This window comes from Streptomyces sp. NPDC002490, from assembly GCF_040296045.1.
Classification (GTDB): Bacteria; Actinomycetota; Actinomycetes; order Streptomycetales; family Streptomycetaceae; genus Streptomyces.
This window is the reverse complement of record NZ_JBEOWM010000019.1, coordinates 1-19,717: the sequence shown is the minus strand read 5'-3', so window position 1 is coordinate 19,717 and position 19,717 is coordinate 1. Positions and strand designations below refer to the sequence as shown.

The 19,717-nt window shown below is 71.3% G+C and carries 13 protein-coding genes and 1 tRNA gene; 2 read left to right on the top strand and 12 right to left on the bottom strand.

The features are described from left to right. The first annotated feature begins 12 nt into the window (after window positions 1-12). Window positions 13-810 carry an Fpg/Nei family DNA glycosylase gene (locus tag ABT092_RS14520; RefSeq protein ID WP_351243730.1) on the top strand — a complete coding sequence of 266 codons (798 nt, stop codon included), beginning with the start codon at window positions 13-15 and terminating at the stop codon, window positions 808-810. Here the strand turns inward: ABT092_RS14520 and ABT092_RS14515 are convergent. The 10 genes from ABT092_RS14515 to ABT092_RS14460 all read right to left on the bottom strand — a co-directional run bounded on the left by ABT092_RS14515 (window position 786) and on the right by ABT092_RS14460 (window position 15,682). Beyond that, the gene (locus ABT092_RS14515; protein ID WP_351243571.1) at window positions 786-962 is read right to left on the bottom strand and encodes a hypothetical protein; all 177 of its coding nucleotides are present in this window, start codon (window positions 960-962) and stop codon (window positions 786-788) included. The two genes, ABT092_RS14520 and ABT092_RS14515, sit on opposite strands and share 25 nt — an antisense overlap. Window positions 963-1,039: 77 nt before the next feature. Further along, window positions 1,040-1,510: a Dps family protein gene (locus tag ABT092_RS14510; RefSeq protein WP_351243569.1), complete on the bottom strand. Its 471-nt coding sequence runs from the start codon at window positions 1,508-1,510 to the stop codon at window positions 1,040-1,042. 199 nt (window positions 1,511-1,709) lie between these two features. Further along, on the bottom strand, window positions 1,710-2,081 hold the full coding sequence (locus ABT092_RS14505) for a helix-turn-helix domain-containing protein (protein ID WP_351243567.1): 372 nt from the start codon (window positions 2,079-2,081) through the stop codon (window positions 1,710-1,712). A 109-nt stretch (window positions 2,082-2,190) separates the two neighbouring features. Next, window positions 2,191-2,712: a CinA family protein gene (locus ABT092_RS14500; RefSeq protein ID WP_351243565.1), complete on the bottom strand. Its 522-nt coding sequence runs from the start codon at window positions 2,710-2,712 to the stop codon at window positions 2,191-2,193. Beyond that, entirely contained in the window at window positions 2,709-3,401 is a 693-nt protein-coding gene (gene pgsA, locus ABT092_RS14495; protein ID WP_351243563.1) for a CDP-diacylglycerol--glycerol-3-phosphate 3-phosphatidyltransferase, read from the bottom strand. Before pgsA ends, ABT092_RS14500 begins: the two co-directional genes overlap by 4 nt. Next, window positions 3,398-4,906, bottom strand: a complete 1,509-nt coding sequence (gene rimO / locus ABT092_RS14490) for a 30S ribosomal protein S12 methylthiotransferase RimO (RefSeq protein ID WP_351243561.1) — start codon at window positions 4,904-4,906, stop codon at window positions 3,398-3,400. Before rimO ends, pgsA begins: the two co-directional genes overlap by 4 nt. 127 nt (window positions 4,907-5,033) lie before the next feature. Further along, window positions 5,034-5,888, bottom strand: coding sequence for a helix-turn-helix domain-containing protein (locus ABT092_RS14485; protein WP_351243559.1), 855 nt, complete (start codon window positions 5,886-5,888; stop codon window positions 5,034-5,036). 274 nt (window positions 5,889-6,162) lie between these two features. Beyond that, window positions 6,163-8,931, bottom strand: coding sequence for a DNA translocase FtsK (locus ABT092_RS14480; RefSeq protein WP_351243557.1), 2,769 nt, complete (start codon window positions 8,929-8,931; stop codon window positions 6,163-6,165). Between the two features lie 303 nt (window positions 8,932-9,234). Then, window positions 9,235-9,915, bottom strand: a complete 681-nt coding sequence (locus tag ABT092_RS14475) for a response regulator (protein WP_351243555.1) — start codon at window positions 9,913-9,915, stop codon at window positions 9,235-9,237. 262 nt (window positions 9,916-10,177) lie between these two features. Next, entirely contained in the window at window positions 10,178-15,682 is a 5,505-nt protein-coding gene (locus ABT092_RS14460) for a HAMP domain-containing protein (protein WP_502968440.1), read from the bottom strand. Between the two features lie 260 nt (window positions 15,683-15,942). On the opposite strand from ABT092_RS14460, the gene ABT092_RS14455 reads away from it, so the two are divergent. Then, the gene (locus ABT092_RS14455; protein ID WP_351243728.1) at window positions 15,943-18,624 is read left to right on the top strand and encodes a SpoIIE family protein phosphatase; all 2,682 of its coding nucleotides are present in this window, start codon (window positions 15,943-15,945) and stop codon (window positions 18,622-18,624) included. A gap of 57 nt (window positions 18,625-18,681) precedes the next feature. Here ABT092_RS14455 and ABT092_RS14450 read toward each other — a convergent pair. Both ABT092_RS14450 and ABT092_RS14445 read right to left on the bottom strand, forming a co-directional pair. Next, window positions 18,682-18,754, bottom strand: a tRNA-Thr gene (locus tag ABT092_RS14450). Window positions 18,755-18,845: 91 nt separating this feature from the next. Then, complete coding sequence (locus ABT092_RS14445; protein ID WP_351243553.1) at window positions 18,846-19,556, bottom strand: DegT/DnrJ/EryC1/StrS family aminotransferase; 711 nt, start codon at window positions 19,554-19,556, stop codon at window positions 18,846-18,848. Between the last annotated feature and the right edge of the window lie 161 nt (window positions 19,557-19,717).

The window sequence follows — 19,717 nt, the reverse complement described above, 5'->3', positions numbered from 1 at the left end:
GAGGTGCGGCAGGTGCCCGAGGGCGACACGGTCTGGCAGGCCGCACGGCGGCTGCACCGAGCACTGTCCGGGCAGCTACTGACCCGGTCCGACCTGCGGGTTCCCCGTCTGGCGACGGCGGATCTGCGGGGCCGCACCGTCCTGGACACCACACCGCGCGGGAAGCACCTGCTGACCCGGCTGGAGGGCGGGCTCACCCTGCACTCCCACCTCCGCATGGACGGCTCCTGGCAGGTGTACCGGGCCGGGGAGCGCTGGCGCGGCGGCCCCGCGCACCAGATCCGGGCGGTCCTGGGCACCGGCACGGTCACGGCCGTGGGCTACCGGCTGCCGGTGCTGGACCTCCTGCGTTCCGCGGACGAGGCCCGGGTGGTCGGCCACCTCGGCCCCGATCCGCTCGGCCCCGACTGGGACCCGGAGCGGGCGCGGGGGAACCTGCTGGCCCGGCCCGGTCGCCCGCTCCTGGAAGCGCTGCTCGACCAGCGCAACCTCGCCGGCATCGGCAACGTGTACGCGGTGGAGCTGTGCTTCCTGCTCGGGGTCACGCCCTGGCTACCGGTCGCGGAGGTGCCGCCCGACCGGCTGGCCGCGCTGCCCGGTCTCGCCCGGGACCTGCTGGTGGCCAACCGCGACCGTCCGGTCCGGGTGACCACCGGCCGCCGCGACGAGCGGCTGTACGCGTACGGTCGGGCCCCGCGCCCCTGCCTGCGGTGCGGGACCCCGGTCCGCCGGGCCGACCGGCCCGAGGGCTTCGGGACCCGTCCCGTCCACTGGTGTCCGTCCTGTCAGACCGGTCCGGCACCGCCCTGACGGCGCCGTACCTTCGGCCGGGCGGGAGCGCTGTGCACCGGAAGCAGGCTCAGCCCCCAGCCGGTGGCCGTCACCAGGCCCTCCCGCAGTCCGGCCCCGGGGGCGAGGGCCAGCCGCAGGGCGGCCCACCACCACAGCACCCCGCCGACCACCGCCGTCAGCCGGAGGAGGGTGCGTCCGGGCCCGGTGGACCGGGCGGAGCCGGTCGGGCGGGGGCGCAGCGTGCCGCTCAGCCGTTCTCGGCCTGGAACATCCAGTGGTGCTTCTCCAGATCGGCCGTGATCTGGATGAGGATGTCCTGGCTGACCGGGTCGGCGTCGGCGGTGGCGTCCACCCGCTCCCGCATCCGTGCGATCACCGAGCCGAGGGCGCCGACCAGGGTGCCCACCGCGTCCGCGTCCTTGATCCAGCCGTCGGGGACCTTGCCGGTGCCGCTGGTGCGGGCCACCGTCTCCGCACGGCCGTCCGGCGGGACGCCCAGGGTCGAGGCACGCTCGGCCACGGTGTCCGAGTGCAGTCGGGCGGTGTCGACCACCTCGTCGAGTTGCAGGTGGATGGAGCGGAAACGCGGTCCGACGACGTTCCAGTGGATCTGCTTGGAGATCAGCGACAGGTCCACCAGATCCACCAGAGCTCCTTGCAGGGCCTCGGCCACGGTCTTCATGGCGGCGTCAGACAGCGGGCTCTTCACGACGTACATGCCGGTCCTCCGGTTCCGCAGGGGGAGATCATTCCTCTCCCACCATGGCACACCTACCCGAACGGGGAGATGTACACCTGGTCCGGTCGAACCGGGGCACAGGAAGAAGCCCCGGTCCGAACGGCTCCCTCGGGGGAGCGTCCGGACCGGGGCTTCGGAACCCCAGGGGCCTCGTGGCGCGTGCGGACACCGCGGACCGTCAGGCCGCGACGACGTCCACCGCCTCCGCGGGCGCCTTGATCGTGACCCGTTCCGGTGGCACACCGGTCACCGACACGGAATTGAGCATCGGGCGCACCGGTGCGGGCACCGACTCGTTGGCCGCAGACTCGGCCAGCTCCGCGAGGGCGAGCTCGTCGCTCACCTCACGCATCAGCTCGGACATCCGTACGTCAAGCGCGTCGCAGATCGCGGAGAGCAGCTCAGAGGATGCCTCCTTCTGCCCCCGCTCCACCTCGGAGAGATAGCCGAGTGACACTCGGGCGGACGAGGAGACTTCGCGCAGAGTACGGCCCTGGCGCTGGCGCTGCCGACGCAGCACGTCACCCAACAGGCGACGGAGCAGAATCATCGGTTGCTCCCTCCTCGGACCGTGTAGCCGCATCCTTCACGCCCCACCGTACCGCCTTGCGCCGCGGCCGTGCGGGGAGCGATGTCGTGTTCACTCAGGGCTGCAAACATCAAGTCCCCCCGTTCTGTTCCGTATCCTGTGCCCGGGCGCCTCCCGGCCGGTCGGACAGACGTTCCAGCAGGAGGGCGAGCACACTGCGCACGCTCTCCCTACGGATTTCCGTCCGATCGCCGTTCAACCTCAATGCGACCACTTTGCCGCCGTCCCGTGGCCCGCGCACGGCGACGTACACCGTGCCCACCGGCCGCCCGTCCTGCGGCTCCGGCCCCGCGACGCCCGTGGTCGCGATCCCCCAGTGCGCGCCGAGCGCCCGCCGCACCCCGTCCGCCATCTGGAGCGCGACCGCGTCGTCCACGGCGCCCCGGGCCGTCAGCACACCGGCGTCGACCCCGAGCAGACCGGCCTTGAGGTCCGTCGCGTAGGCCGTCACCGAACCGCGGAACGCGGAGGAGGCGCCGGGCACCTCGGTGACCGCAGCAGCGACCAGGCCGCCGGTGAGCGATTCCGCCACGGCGAGGGTCTCGCCCCGGTCCCGCAGCAGTCGCAGTGCCTCGGCGGCCGGCGTGCTCACCGCTCGGCTTCCCGCTCCACCGCGGCCGGCGGTCCGGCGGCCAGGGCCCGGCGCTCGGCGATGCCGCGCCGGCGCAGCACCACGGCCTGGCGCACGTAGTCGAGTCCGGTGACCACCGTCAGGACCACGGCCACCGCCATCACCCAGAACCGCAGGGTGGCCAGCGGCCCGGTGAGCGCCAGCACGTACATGCCCACGGCGGTGCCCTGGGCGAGCGTCTTCATCTTGCCGCCGCGGCTGGCCGGGATCACCCCGTAGCGGATCACCACGAAACGCAGCAGGGTGACGCCCAGCTCACGGCCGAGGATCACCCCCGTCACCCACCAGGGCAGGTCGCCCAGGGACGACAGGCAGACCAGCGCCGCGCCCATGATCGCCTTGTCGGCGATCGGGTCGGCGATCTTGCCGAAGTCGGTGACCAGGTTGTACGTCCGTGCCAGGTGGCCGTCGAAGAGGTCCGTGATCATGGCGATGGCGAACGCGGCCCAGGCCAGGGAGCGCCAGGCCGGGTCGTATCCGCCGTCCGCGAGCATCAGCACCACGAAGGCCGGGACGAGCAGCAGCCGGATCATGGTGAGGATGTTGGCGATGTTCCACAGGCTGGCCTGGTTGACGGCCGCAGCGCCCAGCTTGCCGCCGGGCACCGGCCTGCCGGAACCGCCCGTCGCGGATGCCGGGACTCCGGTCATCTGGCCGCCTCCTCGGAACGCACGTCGCTCGCGGTCAGCTCCACGACCTCCGCCAGGAGGTCGACGCCTTCGGTGCCCACCACCTTCGCCCTGACCATACGGCCCACGGTGAGCGGGACGGCGTCGGTGAAACGCACCTGCCCGTCGGTCTCGGGGGCCTGGTGGGCCCCGCGCCCCACGGCCGACCCGTCCTCGTCGAGGTCGTCGCCGGTGCCCGGGGACTCGACGAGTACCTCCAGTGTCTCGCCGAGGCGTTCCTCGGCGCGCTGGGCGGTGAGCTCGTCGGCGAGCCGCGACACCCGGGCCAGCCGGTCGGCGACGGTGTCCTCGTCGTGCTTGACGGCGTAGGTGGCCGCTTCGGTGCCCTCCTCGTCGGAGTAGCCGAACACGCCGATGGCGTCCAGGCGGGCGTGGGTGAGGAAGCGCTCCAGCTCGGCGAGGTCCTCCTCGCTCTCGCCGGGGAAGCCCACGATGAAGTTGGACCGCACTCCGGCCTGGGGCGCCTTGGTGCGGATCTGGTCGAGCAGCTCCAGGAAGCGGTCGGTGTCGCCGAAGCGGCGCATCGCCCGCAGCACCGCGGGCGCGGAGTGCTGGAACGACAGGTCGAAGTAGGGCGCGACCTTCTCGGTGGAGGTGAGCACGTCGATCAGGCCGGGGCGCATCTCGGCGGGCTGGAGGTAGCTCACCCGCACCCGCTCGATGCCGTCGACCGCGGCCAGCTCGGGCAGCAGGGTCTCCAGGAGGCGGATGTCGCCCAGGTCCTTGCCGTAGGAGGTGTTGTTCTCGGAGACCAGCATGACCTCCTTGACGCCCTGCTCGGCCAGCCAGCGGGTCTCGCCGAGGACGTCGGAGGGACGGCGGGAGATGAAGGAGCCGCGGAAGGAGGGGATGGCGCAGAACGTGCAGCGCCGGTCGCACCCGGAGGCCAGCTTCACGGACGCGACGGGCGCGGCGCCGAGCCGGCGGCGCAGCGGTGCCCGGGGACCGGAGGCCGGGGCGAGGCCCTCGGGCAGGTCCCGGGGGACGGTCGCGGGGGCGTGGCCGGGCAGGGCGACGTCCGCGCCGGCGGCCTGGCGCTCGGCGGGGCTGACGGGCAGCAGCTTGCGGCGGTCGCGCGGGGTGTGGGAGGCGTGGATGCCGCCGCTCAGGATGGTCTGGAGTCGGTCGGAGATGTCCGCGTAGTCGTCGAAGCCGAGGATGCCGTCCGCCTCCGGAAGGGCCTCGGCAAGGTCCTTCCCGTACCGCTCGGCCATGCAGCCGACGGCCACGACGGCCTGCGTTCTCCCGTGTCCCTTGAGGTCGTTGGCCTCCAGGAGGGCGTCGACCGAGTCCTTCTTGGCGGCGTCGACGAATCCGCAGGTGTTGACGACGGCGACGTCCGCGTCCTCGGCGTCCTCGACGAGTTGCCAGCCGTCCGCCTCCAAGCGGCCTGCCAGCTCCTCCGAGTCCACCTCGTTACGGGCGCAGCCAAGAGTGACGAGAGCGACGGTGCGGCGTTCGGGCATGGACTCAAGACTACTTCGTCCCGGTGACCGCCCTTGCGCCTCGGGCACGGTTCCGGCCCCTTCGGCCCGTGCCGGCTCCGGAGCGTGTCGCCGGGCGGCGGTGCACCGCCCGGCGACACGCGGGGGATCAGCCCGCCGCGGGGTCGCCCTTGGTGTAGGTCAGGCGCTCGACCATGCCGGGCTTGAAGTCGTCCTCGATGGCCTTGCCGTTGACCAGCAGTTCGATGGCGCCCGCGTTGCCGAGGACCAGGTTGATCTGCTGCTTGTCCTCGAAGGTCTTGGCGTCGCCCTGCGCCAGGAGGCCGTCGAAGAGGGTGCGGCCGTTGCGGTCGCGCGCGGAGATCCAGCTCGTGCCGTGCGGGGCGCTGACCTTGACCGTCACCTTGTCCTGGGGGGCGGCGGCGATCGCGCTCTCGGACGGGTGGGGCTTGGGGTCGGCGGGCTTCGGCGGGTTCGGCTTGGCCGTGGCGGTGCCGGCGGAGGTGGAGCCGCTGCCGGCGACGGGGGTCCGGCCCCCGTCCGGTTCGGAGTCGCCCCGGAACGCGGTGAAGCCGACGAAGGCGATCACCACGACGATCGCCGCGACCATGGCGGCCGTCCAGTTGGGGCGGCGCGGCTCGGGCCGGATGCGCTCGGCCTCGAAGAGCGGGGCGGCGGGGGTCGGCGCGGGACGGCCCCCGTGATCGGCGGCGAACCGCTCCAGCAGTTCGGCGGGGTCGAGGCCGACCGCACGGGCGAGCGTGCGGATGTGCCCGCGGGCGTAGACGTCGCCGCCGCAGCGGCTGAAGTCGTCCTGCTCGATGGCGTGGATGATCGGGACGCGCACCCGGGTGGCGGTGCTGACCTGGTCGACGGTGAGTCCGGAATCGATCCGCGCCTGTTGGAGGGCGCGCCCGATCGGGGGACGGTCGTCGGCCGGGAGCTCGGCGGGGCCGAGGTCGTCGGCGGGCCGGTCGTCTTCAGGGGAGTTGCCGATGGACACGGGGGCGCCTTTCGAGCGTGAGCCACCTGCTGGAGGTTCAGTCTAGGGGGGGTGCGAAAGGGTGGGGCAACCGGTCGGTACGACTTTGTACGCCATTTGTACGGTGCGGGAAACGGCCGCCCACCCGGACGGGGCGACAGCGTGCTGTCCCTCTCCCCCCAACTTGACGAACGTCGTGGGGAAACGGTTGCTCTGCTCTCCCGATCGGGTGAGACCCGACCGTCGTCGCGACGGCCGGGCACCCCCGCCGGACGGGGGAACCCGGTGACGGGCCTCAGCCGCCAGTCTCCCCCCTGATGACCGCGAGGACCCCGTCGAGCTCGTCGGCCTTCACGAGAACGTCACGTGCCTTGGACCCCTCGCTGGGGCCGACGATGTTCCGCGACTCCATCAGGTCCATCAGCCGCCCCGCCTTCGCGAAGCCGACGCGCAGCTTGCGCTGGAGCATCGAGGTGGAACCGAACTGGGTGGAGACGACCAGCTCGGCGGCTTGGCACAGCAGGTCGAGGTCGTCGCCGATGTCCTCGTCGATCTCCTTCTTCTGCTTGCCGCCGACCACCACGTCCTCGCGGAAGACGGGCGCCATCTGGTCCTTGCAGTGCTGGACCACCAGGGCCACCTCGTCCTCGGTGACGAAGGCGCCCTGCATCCGGGTCGGTTTGTTGGCACCCATCGGCAGGAACAGGCCGTCGCCCTTGCCGATCAGCTTCTCGGCGCCCGGCTGGTCCAGGATGACGCGGCTGTCCGCCAGCGAGGAGGTCGCGAACGCCAGCCGGGAGGGCACGTTCGCCTTGATGAGTCCGGTGACGACGTCCACGGACGGCCGCTGGGTCGCCAGGACCAGGTGGATGCCGGCCGCGCGGGCGAGCTGCGTGATGCGGACGATGGCGTCCTCGACGTCCCGGGGCGCCACCATCATCAGGTCGGCCAGCTCGTCCACGATCACCAGGAGGTAGGGGTACGGCTGGAGTTCGCGTTCGCTGCCCGCGGGCGCCGTGACCTTGCCCTTCCTTATCGCCTCGTTGAAGTCGTCGATGTGGCGGAACCCGAAGGCGGCCAGGTCGTCGTAGCGCAGGTCCATCTCCCGCACCACCCACTGGAGGGCCTCCGCGGCGCGCTTGGGGTTGGTGATGATGGGCGTGATCAGGTGCGGGATGCCCTCGTACGCGGTCAGCTCGACGCGCTTGGGGTCGACCAGGACCATCCGGACGTCCTCGGGGGTGGCCCGCATCATGACCGAGGTGATCAGGCAGTTGATGCAGGAGGACTTGCCGGAGCCGGTGGCGCCGGCCACCAGGATGTGCGGCATCTTGGCCATGTTGGCCATCACGTAGCCGCCCTCGACGTCCTTGCCGAGCGCCACCAGCATCGGGTGGTCGTCCTCGGCGGCGTCCGCGAGCCGCAGCACGTCGCCCAGGTTGACCATCTCGCGGTCGGTGTTGGGGATCTCGATGCCCACCGCGGACTTGCCGGGGATGGGGCTGATGATCCGTACGTCGGGGCTGGCGACGGCGTAGGCGATGTTCTTGGTCAGCGCGGTGATCCGCTCCACCTTGACCGCCGGGCCGAGCTCGACCTCGTAGCGGGTGACCGTGGGCCCGCGGGTGAAGCCGGTGACCGCGGCGTCGACCTTGAACTCCGTGAAGACGTTGGTGAGCGAAGCCACCACCGCGTCGTTGGCGGCGCTGCGCGCCTTGCCCGGGCCGCCGCGCTCCAGCAGGTCGAGCGAGGGCAGGGCGTAGGTGACGTCCCCGCGCAGTTGGAGCTGCTCGGCGCGCGGGGGGAGTTCCCGGTGCACCTCGGGGGCGGCCTTGGTGAGGTCGGGAACCAGGGCTCCGGTCGGCGCGGACTCCCGGTCCGCGGCCTTCCGCGTGCTCCCGGCCGGGGGGGCGCCCGCGCCCCGGGCCGGCGGCACCGACGGGGTCGGCTCGGGGTCGCGGTCCACGCCGACGCCCTGGGTGAGGTCGGCGACGAGGGGGGAGGGCGGCATGCCGTTCAGCACCGCGCCGTCGAGGGCCGCGGCAGCGGCGGCGGCGACGTCCACCGGGTCCAGGGGCCGGTCCCAGTCGGGCGGGCCGGACCGTCCGCGGGGCCGGCGACGCCGGGAGAGGGCGTCGTCCTCCTCCTGCTCGGGGTCGTACTCCCCCGCGGCCGGGGAACGCCGGCGGGAGCGGGCGGGCAGCGCCTCGCGCCACTGCTCGTCGTACCGCTCGTCGTCCTCCGGGTCTCCGACCGGGGCGTCGACCGGTTCGACCAGGCCGAGGCGGGCGCCCAGCTGCCGCAGTCGCTGGGGGATGGCGTTGACGGGGGTGGCGGTGACCACCAGCAGGCCGAAGACGGTGAGCAGCACCAGCAGCGGGACCGCCAGCACCTCGCTCATGGTGTACGTCAGCGGAGTGGCGGCACCCCAGCCGATGAGTCCACCGGCGTCCCTTATCGCCTGCATGCCGTCGGTCCGGGCGGGCGACCCGCAGGCCACGTGCACCTGGCCGAGCACCCCGACGACGAGCGCCGAGAGGCCGATGACGATCCGTCCGTTGGCGTCCTGCTGGTCCGGGTGACGGATGAACCGCGCGGCGACCACGACCAGCAGGATCGGCACCAGCAGGTCGAGGCGGCCGAACGCCCCGGTGACCAGCATCTCGACGAGGTCGCCGACCGGGCCGCGCAGGTTCGACCAGGTGCCGGCGGCGACGATCAGCGCGATGCCGAGGAGGAGCAGGGCGAGCCCGTCCTTGCGGTGGGCCGGGTCCAGGCCCTTGGCACCGCGCCCTATCCCACGGAACACCGCCCCCACCGCGTGCGCGATGCCGAGCCAGCAGGCCCGCACCAGCCGGTAGAGGCCGCCGGTGGGGCTCGGTGCCGGACGCGGAGCCGGTTTGGCCGCCGGTTTCCGGGCGGCCGTCTTCCTGACCGGTGCCTTCTTCGCCGGGGCCTTCTTGGGCGGCGGCTTGCGGGCCGCGGCCTTCCTCGCCGGGGCCTTCGCCGGTGCTGCCGCCTTCTTGGCGGGCGACTTCTTGGCTGCGGGCTGACGTGAGGCCATGGGTGTGAGGTTACCGGTGCCGGGCACCGGGAACACGCGCCGCGCTGTTTCACCCGTTCGTGTCGCCACTGTCGGGGAGGCGCTTTGACGGCGGGGGAAGCAACACCTACTGCGCCCTCTTCCGCCCCACACGAAGCCGTGGCCCCACCCCCCACAAACGCACAGGAGGCATCAGCCGTCCCGCACTGTCCGCCCCGGGGCGACCCCCACAACTCCACGGGCCCGCACAGTCCCTGACGTCACGGAGCCCCGGCTCCGTGACGTCCGCGGTGCGGAGGGCGGAGCCGGGGCCGTGTCGGGTCGTCAGCTCGGCGAAGGCACCGAGGGAGCCCCGGCGCCCGTCCCGGGCTCCAGGGCGTCGAGCGCCCTCCGCAAGCCGGTGAGCTTGCGTTCGAGATGGGCGGCCGTGGCCACCGCGGCGGCGTCGCCCGCGTCGTCGTCGAGCTGCTTGGAGAGGGCTTCGGCCTGCTCCTCCACCGCGGCGAGCCGCGCAGAGAGTTCGGCCAGCAGTCCCGCGGCCTCCTTGCCGCCGGAACCGCCCTGACCGCCTCCTTCGAGCTGGAGGCGCAGCAGCGCGGCCTGTTCCCGCAGCTGGCAGTTCTTCATGTACAGCTCCACGAAGACCGAGACCTTCGCACGGAGCACCCACGGGTCGAACGGCTTGGAGATGTAGTCCACCGCGCCCGCCGCGTAACCGCGGAAGGTGTGGTGCGGCCCGTGGTTGATCGCGGTCAGGAAGATGATGGGGATGTCCCGGGTCCGCTCCCGCCGCTTGATGTGCGCGGCGGTCTCGAAACCGTCCATCCCCGGCATCTGCACGTCCAACAGGATGACCGCGAAGTCGTCCGTGAGCAGCGCCTTCAACGCCTCCTCCCCGGACGATGCCCGCACCAGCGTCTGATCGAGCGCGGAGAGAATGGCCTCCAGCGCGAGCAGATTCTCCGGCCGGTCATCGACCAGGAGGATCTTGGCCTTCTGGACCATGGCCCGTCCTCCTCGCCCCGGCAGTGCACCGGGCGCCGCCCCAGGGGACGACTCTGTTGTGCCGTCCGTTCTTGTGCCGGTCATGGTAGCCGCACCCCGCCTGTCGCCACACCCTGTCACCGCGATGTCACTGTGCACGTAGCAGAAACTCCGCGGGGGACCAGAAGGTTCCCCGAATCCCGCACTTCTACACGGGATCGGCCACGGCCCGTCAGTCCGAGCGGAGGGCGCGGCCGTTCACCGCGAACGCACCCGCACCCGTTCACTCGCCCCGCATCCACTGTTCCATCACCGTCAGCAGTTGGTCCGAGTCCACCGGCTTCGTCACGTAGGCGGAGGCGCCCGACTCGATCGCCTTCTCCCGGTCGCCCTTCATCGCCTTGGCCGTGAGCGCGACGATCGGCAGCCCGGAGAACTGCGGCATCCGCCGGATCGCGGTGGTCGTGGCGTACCCGTCCATCTCCGGCATCATGATGTCCATCAGCACCAGCCGCACGTCGTCGTGCTGTTCCAGCACCTCGATGCCCTCCCGGCCGTTCTCGGCGTACAGAACCGACAGCCCGTGCTGTTCCAGGACGCTGGTCAGGGCGAAGACGTTGCGGATGTCGTCGTCGACGATGAGCACCTTCTCCCCGTCGAACCCGAAGTTCCGCGGCGGCTCCTGCTGTCCGTCCCCATCCGTCTCCGGCACGGCGACGAGGGCCTCGCGTTCCGGCTCGCCGAGGGCGGAGTCCTCCACCGGCCGTGCCGGTTCCGCGGCGGGCAGCGCCGCCGTGGAGCGGCGCCGGCGCCGGAAGTTGGCGGCCGGGCCGCGCTGGGCGTCCTGGTAGGAGCGCACCTCCGGCGGGGTCTCCAGCGCCGCCGGCCCGAGTTCGGGGTCGACGCCCGGCTCCAGCACCGAGGGCACCGGTGTCAGGCCCTGCCCGGGCGCCCCGGTCGGGTGCAGCGGCAGGTACAGCGTGAACGTCGAACCGCGGCCGGGTTCGCTCGCCGCGTGGATCTCGCCGCCGAGGAGCCGGGCGATCTCGCGGCTGATGGACAGGCCCAGCCCGGTGCCGCCGTACTTGCGGCTGGTGGTCCCGTCCGCCTGCTTGAACGCCTCGAAGATGACCCGCATCTTGCTGGCGGCGATCCCGATGCCCGTGTCGCTGACCGAGAACGCGATCAGCTCGGCGTCCGGGGCCGTGAGGGCACCGGTCTCCAGGAGCTGTTCGCGGATGGAGACGGGCACGTCCGCCCCGGCGGTGCGGATCACCAGTTCGACCGCCCCCGTGTCGGTGAACTTCACCGCGTTGGAGAGCAGGTTGCGCAGCACCTGGAGCAGCCGTTGCTCGTCGGTGTGCAGCGTGGCGGGCAGTTCGGGCGACACCCGCACCGAGAAGTCCAGTCCCTTCTCCGCGGTGAGCGGCCGGAAGGTGGCCTCCACGTAGTCCACGAGCTGGACCAGGGCGATCCGGGTCGGGGACACGTCCATCTTGCCCGCCTCGACCTTGGACAGGTCGAGGATGTCGTTGATCAGCTGGAGCAGGTCGGAGCCGGCGCCGTGGATCGTCACGGCGAACTCGACCTGCTTCGGCGTCAGGTTCGCGTCGGCGTTGTCCGCGAGCAGCTTCGCCAGGATCAGCAGCGAGTTGAGCGGCGTCCGCAGTTCGTGGGACATGTTCGCCAGGAACTCGGACTTGTACCGCATCGACACCGCGAGCTGCTCGGCACGCTCCTCCAGGACCTGCCGGGCCTCCTCGATCTCGGTGTTCTTCACCTCGATGTCACGGTTCTGCTGGGCGAGCAGCTCGGCCTTCTCCTCCAGCTCCGCGTTGGACTCCTGGAGCGCCGCCTGCCGGTTCTCCAACTCCTCCGAGCGCTCCCGCAACTGCTCGGTGAGCTCCTGCGACTGCTTGAGGAGGACCTCCGTCTTGGTGTTGACGCTGATCGTGTTGACGCTGGTCGCGATCATCTCGGCGATCTGGCTGAGGAAGTCCTTCTGGATGTGCGTGAAGGGCTGGAACGACGCCAGCTCGATCACGCCCAGCACGGCCCCCTCGAACAGCACCGGCAACACGATGACGTGCGCGGGCGGCGCCTCGCCCAGCCCGGAGGAGATCTTCAGGTAGCCGGTCGGCACGTTCCCCATCAGGATCGTCCGCTTCTCCTTGGCCGCCGTTCCGATCAGCGTCTCGCCGGGCCGGAAGGAGGTGGGCATGGTGCCCATGGAGTACCCGTACGAGCCCAGCATCCGCAGCTCGTAGCCGTCCTCGGCGTCCGTCTGGGTGGTGACGACGTCATGGCCGTCGTCCGGCACCGCGATGAAGAACGCACCGTGCTGCGCGGACACCACCGGCGTCAGCTCGGTCATGATCAGTCTGGCCACGTCCTCCAGGTCCCGGCGGCCCTGCATCAGACCGGAGATCCGCGCGAGGTTGCCCTTCAGCCAGTCCTGCTCCTTGTTGGCGATGGTCGTGTCCCGCAGGTTCGCGATCATCGTGTTGATGTTGTCCTGGAGCTCCTGGATCTCCCCGGCCGCGTCCACGTCGATCTTCAGGCTGAGGTCGCCTCGGGTCACCGCGGTGGCCACCGCGGCGATGGCCCGCACCTGGCGGGTCAGGTTCCCGCCCATCTCGTTCACCGACTCCGTCAGGTCGCGCCAGGTGCCGTCGACGTCCCGGACCCGTGCCTGACCACCGAGCTGCCCCTCGGTGCCCACCTCGCGGGCCACCCGGGTCACCTCCTCGGCGAACGAGGACAGCTGGTCGACCATGGTGTTGATGGTCGTCTTGAGTTCGAGGATCTCCCCGCGGGCGTCGATGTCGATCTTCTTGGTCAGGTCGCCCTTGGCGATGGCCGTGGTCACCATGGCGATGTTGCGGACCTGGCCCGTCAGGTTGGACGCCATCGAGTTCACCGACTCGGTGAGGTCCTTCCAGGTCCCGGAGACCCCGGGAACACGCGCCTGCCCGCCCAGGATGCCGTCCGTGCCCACCTCACGGGCCACCCGGGTGACCTCGTCCGCGAACGAGGACAGGGTGGTCACCATGGTGTTGACGGTGTCGGCGAGCTGGGCGACCTCGCCGCGGGCCTCCACGGTCACCTTCTTCGTCAGGTCGCCGTTGGCGACCGCGGCGGACACCTGGGAGATGTTGCGCACCTGGCTGGTCAGGTTGTTCGCCATCAGGTTGACGTTGTCGCTCAGGTCCTTCCAGATGCCGGTGGCGCCGGGCACCCGGGCCTGGCCCCCGAGGTTGCCCTCGGTGCCGACCTCGCGGGCCACCCGGGTGACCTGCTCGGCGAAGTTCGAGAGCTGGTCCACCATCGTGTTCACCGTCGTCACCAGTTCGAGGATCTCGCCCCGGGCGTCGACGGTGATCTTCTTGGAGAGGTCGCCCCGCGCCACCGCGGTCGTCACCTCGGCGATGCTGCGCACCTGGATGGTGAGGTTGTTCGCCATGAAGTTGACGGACTGGGTCAGGTCCTTCCAGGTGCCGGAGACCCCCTGCACCTCCGCCTGACCGCCGAGGATGCCCTCCGTGCCCACCTCGCGCGCCACCATGGTGACCTGCTCCGCGAAGTTCGACAGCTGGTCCACCATCGTGTTCAGCGTGTTCTTGAGTTCGAGGATCTCGCCGCGCGCGTCCACGTCGATCTTCTGCGACAGGTCACCCCGCGCCACCGCCGTGGCGACCTGCGCGATCTGCCGCACCTGCGAGGTCAGGTTCCCCGCCATGCCGTTCACCGAGTCGGTGAGGTCGCGCCAGACGCCCGCCACCCCCGGCACCTGCGCCTGGCCGCCGAGCCGGCCCTCGGTGCCGACGTCCCGGGACACCCGGGTCACTTGGTCGGCGAACGCGGAGAGCTGGTCCACCATCGTGTTGATGGTGTTCTTGAGTTCGAGGATCTCGCCGCGCGCGTCCACGTCGATCTTCTGCGACAGGTCACCCCGCGCCACCGCCGTGGTCACCTGCGCGATCTGCCGCACCTGCGAGGTCAGGTTCCCCGCCATGAAGTTGACGGAGTCCGTCAGCTCCTTCCAGGTGCCGCTCACCCCGTCGACCCGGGCCTGCCCGCCGAGCCGGCCCTCGGTGCCGACGTCCCGGGCCATCCGCGTCACCTGGTCGGCGAAGCTCGACAACTGGTCCACCATGGTGTTCACGGTGTTCTTCAGCTGGAGCATCTCGCCCGACACGTCGACGGTGACCTTCTGCGACAGGTCGCCGTTGGCCACCGCCGTCGTCACCTGGGCGATGTTGCGCACCTGCCCGGTGAGGTTGCGGAACGCCGTGTTCACGGAGTCCGTGAGGTCCTTCCAGGTGCCCGCCGCGCCCTGGACGTGTGCCTGACCGCCGAGTTCGCCCTCGACGCCGACCTCCCGCGCGACCCGCGTCACCTCGGCACCGAACCCGGAGAGCTGGTCCACCATCGTGTTGACGGTGTTCTTCAACTCCAGCATCTCGCCGGCCACGTCGACCGTGACCTTCTGCGACAGGTCGCCGTTGGCCACCGCCGTCGTCACCGCCGCGATGTCCCGGACCTGCGTCGTCAGATTGCGGAACACGGTGTTGACGGAGTCGGTGAGGTCCTTCCAGGTGCCCGCCGCGCCCGGCACCTGCGCCTGACCGCCGAGCCGCCCCTGACCGCCGACCTCGTTCGCCACCCGGGTGACCTCGTCCGCGAACGTCCGCAGCGTCTCGGTCATCTGGTTGATGGTCTCGGCGAGTTGGGCGATCTCGCCCCGCGCGCTGACGGTCACCTTCTGCGAGAGGTCGCCGTTGGCCACCGCCGTCGTCACCTGGGCGATGCCGCGGACCTGCGCCGTCAGGTTGCCGGCCATCAGGTTCACCGAGTCGGTGAGGTCCTTCCACACGCCCGCCACCCCGGGCACCCGGGCCTGACCGCCCAACTCGCCCTCGGTGCCCACCTCGCGGGCGACCCGGGTCACCTCCGAGGAGAACGAGGACAGCTGGTCCACCATCGTGTTGACGGTGTTCTTCAGCTCCAGCATCTCGCCGTCGACGTGGACGGTCACCTTGCGCGACAGATCGCCCCGGGCCACCGCCGTGGTCACCAGCGCGATGTCCCGCACCTGCGCCGTCAAGCGGTCCGCCATGGTGTTGACCGAGTCCGTGAGGTCCTTCCACGACCCCGACATCCCCCGCACCCGTGCCTGGCCGCCCAGCTTGCCCTCGGTGCCGACCTCGCTGGCCACCCGGGTGACCTCGTCGGTGAACGTCGACAACTGGTCGACCAGGTTGTTGACCGTGCGCCCGACCTTCAGGAACTCGCCCCGCAACTGCGGCGCGGTGCCGTTCCCGCCGTGCGGACGCAGCTCCATGCGCTGTTCCAGGTCGCCCTCGGCCACCGCCGACAGCACCCGACCCACCTCGGACACCGGCCGCACCAGATCGTCGACGAGGGCGTTGGACGCCTCCACCGCCGCGGCCCAGGACCCCTCGCACTGCCCCTGGTCGAGCCGTTCTGTGATCTTTCCCTCACGTCCGACCACCCGGCGCACCCGAGCCAGTTCACCCGTGAGGTGGAGATTGCGGTCCGCGACCTCGTTGAAGACGGCCGCGATCTCGGCGAGGACGTCGTCCCCGGTGACCGGCAGGCGCTTGCGGAAGTTCCCGTCCCGCATCGCCTCCAGGGCCGCCAGCAGACGGTTCAACTCCGCCGTGCGCACGGCGGTCGTCCCCCGGTGCGCCGAACGCGCCTTCCTCACGGGCGCTCCGCCTTTCGTGCGCGTGCTCGTGCCACGCGCCGACGCGCCAGACTCCACCGTGTCCCTCCCGCAGGGGTCGACCTCGTGCATTGGACCGTCCTCATCAAGCCTGCCCAGTGTTTCACCCCGGCTGAACCAGGCCATAACAGTTCGGCAGCTTCGCACAACCTCCGCACCCCTTGGGGGCGGAAACTCCCTCGGGCGGCATCCGCATGGACCGCGAAGGTAAGTAACCTGGCATGCGGCTGTCCACCCACCAGGCCCGCCCGGCCGGGACGGTGGCAGGAGTACGAGCGGGCATCGGAGGCGGCCCCAGCATGACCACCGGACTGCACTTGCCCGGGGGACACCCCCGGGATCCCCGGCCGCGACAGGCCGGCGACCGGGGAGCACGGCACGACGAAAACCGAACGAGGAGTTCTGTGATCACCGCGCGCGCGGCAGCCACCTTTCCCCCCGCGAGCCGGTCCGTGGCCACGGCCCGATCCTTCGTCCGGGACACGCTCCAGGGCTGGGGCCTGACCGACCTCATCGACGACGCCGTCGTCCTCACCAGCGAACTCGTCACCAACGCGGTCATCCACGCGGGCACCGCAGCGGAGGTGCAGTGCCTGCGCTCCGGCGACAGCGTGCGCGTCGAGGTCGCCGACCGCTACCCGGAGCGGGAGATCCCGCTCCAGCAGTCGCACGCCGCACTGCGCAGCCCCGACCGGGAGGGCGGCCGCGGTCTGCAACTGTGCGCCGCCCTCGCCCACCGTTGGGGCGTCGAGTACACCCCTACCCACAAGCACGTCTGGTTCCACCTGGAGCTGCCCGACCGACCCATCGGCACCCGCTCCGCCGGCCCGAGCCTGCCCACCGGCCTGCTTCCCGCCTCGGACGGACGGATCAGGGTCGCCGTGCTCCAGATCGACGGCACGGGAACCGTCCACGCCTGGAACGAGGACGCCACCGCGCTCTTCGGCTACGCCACCGAACAGGTGATCGGAAAGCCCCTCACCGACCTGGCTGCCTGGCCGCACACGCCCGGCACCGGCACCGGCGTCACCGAGGCCCTCCAGCTCTCCCGCTGGGAGGGCAGCTACGGAATCCGCAGCGCCACCGGCCGGGTGGTCCCCGTCTACGCCTCGCACCTGCGGGTCCGGGACAGCGAGGGCGAACCGTCCACGGTCTGCCTGCTGGTCCACGACCACGAGCGGGCCGTGATCCAGACCCCGCTGCGCTCCGCCGCCCCGGACACCACAACCGCCACCGAGCCGGGTGCCGCCGACCCGTTCGAGGTGTTCATCGGCACGCCGGCGCCCGACGACCTTGACGGCCTGCTCCAGCGCACCGTGGAACGCGCCCGGGACATGCTGGACGCCGACGCCGCGTTCCTGCTGCTCGCCACCGACGACGAGACGGAACTGGAGGTCCGCGCCTCCACGGGGCTGCCGTCCGCGCGCCAGCGCTTCGCCCGGGTGCCCGTCGAGGCGGGCCCCGGTCGGTACGGCTCGGCGCGCATGCCCGCGGTCCACGAGGACCTGTCGGTCGTCCCGGGGGCCGTGCCGCTGTTGAGCGGCACCGGCATGCGGTCGGTCGTCACCGTCCCGCTGAAGGTCGAGGGCCGGCTCACCGGCTCGCTCGGCGTGGCGGCCGAATCACCGGACCGCTACTCCAACGAGGAGGCCCTCCGCCTCCAGTTCGCCGCCGACCGGATCGCCCTCGCCGTGGAGTCCGCCCGGCTCGGCGAACTAGAGCGCCTGCGGCGCGGCTCCCTGAGCTTCCTCGTCGAGGCGTCCGACCTGTTGGCCGGCACCCTCGACCGGGACCAGACACTGGCTCTGATGGCCCAGATGACGGTCCCCACCCTGGCCACCTGGTGTGCCGTCTATACGATCGCCGACCAGTCGTCGGACCCCCAACTGTCGTTCGTCCTCCACGAGGACGAGGACCGCATCGACGCGCTCAAGGAACTCCTCGCCGGCATCGCCGCACCCGAGCCCGTCCTCGCCCCCGGCGCCCGGGTGTGGCACGCTCCGGGCCTCGCCGCCCGGGACGCGGCCCAGGACCTCGACCGCCCGGGCGCGCCGTCCGCGGACGGTCAGGCGGTCGGCGGCGAGAGCGTGGTCCTGCCGCTGGTGGCCCGCAACCGCGTCATCGGCATGCTCACCCTGGGACGTCCTGCGGGGGACCACTTCCGCCAGGAGGTCCTGGAGCTCGCCGAGGACCTGTCCCGGCGGGCCGCGCTCGCCCTCGACAACGCCCGCCTCTACTCGGAGCGCACGGCGATCAGCCAGTCCCTCCAGCGCAGTCTGCTGCCTCCGCAGACCCCGGAGATCCCCGGTGTGGAGGTGGAGGTGATCTACCGCGCGGCGGGCGAGGGCAACGAGGTCGGCGGGGACTTCTACGACCTGTTCCCGATCCGGGACGGCGCCTACGGCTTCGCCATCGGCGACGTCTGCGGCACCGGCCCGGAGGCCGCCGCGGTGACCGGCCTGGCCCGGCACGCCCTGCGCCTGCTGGCCCGCGAGGGCTTCGGCGGGCCCGCGGTCCTGGAGCGGCTCAACACCGCGATCCTCGACGAGGGCGCCCGCAGCCGGTTCCTCACCCTGCTGTACGGGGAGCTGTGGCCGCAGTCGGACGGCAGCGCCCTGCTGAAGGTGGTGTGCGCCGGGCATCCCCTGCCGTTGCGGCTCCGTCCGGACGGCACGGTGACGGCCGCCGCCGAATCCCAGCCGCTGCTGGGTGTGATGGAGGAATTGGAGCTCTTCGAGGAGACGGTCACCCTGGATCCGGGCGATGTGCTGCTGTGCGTCACGGACGGGATCACGGAACGCCGCGAGGGCTCACGCATGCTGGGTGACGAGGGCCTCACGGAGGTCCTGGCCTCTTCCACCGGGCTCACGGCGGGGGCGGTCGCCGCCCGGGTGATGCGCGCGGTGGAGCGCTTCGCCAGCTCGACGCCCTCCGACGACATGGCGATCCTCGCGATGCGGGTGCCCGGGCTCACCGTCTGATCCCGGAACGAGAGGAGAGGTCCTGACCATGTGGTCAGGACCTCTCCTCTTTGGCTGAGCCCCCAAACGGAATCGAACCGTTGACCTTCTCCTTACCATGGAGACGCTCTGCCGACTGAGCTATAGGGGCCTGTTGTCTTCGCGGTCCCCCGCGCTTCCAACGGAATAGATCATACCCCGAAGACGCGGGTGCTCCGCACCACCCACCGCCCCCGGTGCGTTCAGAAAGCAGCGGCCCACCAGGCGCCCGGATCGGACCGCACCACGCCGCCGCCGAGTGCATTGCACCGGGAGACGAGGTGTCGCGCCTGGCGTCGGGTGAACGGGCTGGCAACGGGGAGCGCGAGGGTCTCGTCCGCAGCCCGTTCGGTTTCCGGAAGCGAGGTGTTGCGCCAGTACTGCGGCAGCCGGTGAAGGGGGGTCCGCACCGGTATCCGGCAATCGATGCGCTCGGCCCGGAGTTCGCGAGCGAAGGCGTCCCGATCCGGTCTGCCGTTGCCGGGCACGCGAACCACGTACTGCCGATAGGTGTGCCCGGCGCTCCCTTCCGGCACGCGCACACCTCGCAACCGGACGTCGAAGTAGGCTGCCCTGGCTCGTCGGAGGGCCACCTCGTCCCGGGTGTCGGGCGGTTGGCCTTCCTCCGCTTCCAGGACCAACAACCCGTGCCGCCGGCTGAGTTCGACGAGCGGTTCGCGTTCCACGGGGCGCCCGAACCGGGGGGTGGTGAGGACGGCAGCGGTCCGCGGCCCCAGCACGGCGGCGACGGCATCGCGGGCGAGGCCGTACGTCATCGGGTCGATGTCCGCGAACACGGGGACCGCGCCCACTTCGGTGATCGAGCGAACGGTGTCCACGTCGCCGAAAGCCGATACGACGACCTCGTCTCCCGGGCCGATCCCTGCTGCCCGCAGCTCTGCGTCTGTGCCCATGGGCACGATGCTCTCGGCGGGACGTGAACAGCGCATGACGCGGAGGCGGCGCAAAACAAAAAAGGAGTGGTTCACCGATCCTGGGATCGGTGAACCACTCCTTATGAAATTTAGTTCGGCGGCGTCCTACTCTCCCACAGGGTCCCCCCTGCAGTACCATC

Bases quoted from the DNA above. Each gene is read 5' to 3' on its own strand.
- ABT092_RS14480 (WP_351243557.1), bottom strand. From the start codon at position 8,931: ATGGCCTCACGTCAGCCCGCAGCCAAGAAGTCGCCCGCCAAGAAGGCG.
- ABT092_RS14475 (WP_351243555.1), bottom strand. From the start codon at position 9,915: ATGGTCCAGAAGGCCAAGATCCTCCTGGTCGATGACCGGCCGGAGAAT.
- ABT092_RS14445 (WP_351243553.1), bottom strand. From the start codon at position 19,556: ATGGGCACAGACGCAGAGCTGCGGGCAGCAGGGATCGGCCCGGGAGAC.
- ABT092_RS14505 (WP_351243567.1), bottom strand. From the start codon at position 2,081: ATGATTCTGCTCCGTCGCCTGTTGGGTGACGTGCTGCGTCGGCAGCGC.
- rimO (WP_351243561.1), bottom strand. From the start codon at position 4,906: ATGCCCGAACGCCGCACCGTCGCTCTCGTCACTCTTGGCTGCGCCCGT.
- pgsA (WP_351243563.1), bottom strand. From the start codon at position 3,401: ATGACCGGAGTCCCGGCATCCGCGACGGGCGGTTCCGGCAGGCCGGTG.
- ABT092_RS14455 (WP_351243728.1), top strand. From the start codon at position 15,943: ATGACCACCGGACTGCACTTGCCCGGGGGACACCCCCGGGATCCCCGG.
- ABT092_RS14510 (WP_351243569.1), bottom strand. From the start codon at position 1,510: ATGTACGTCGTGAAGAGCCCGCTGTCTGACGCCGCCATGAAGACCGTG.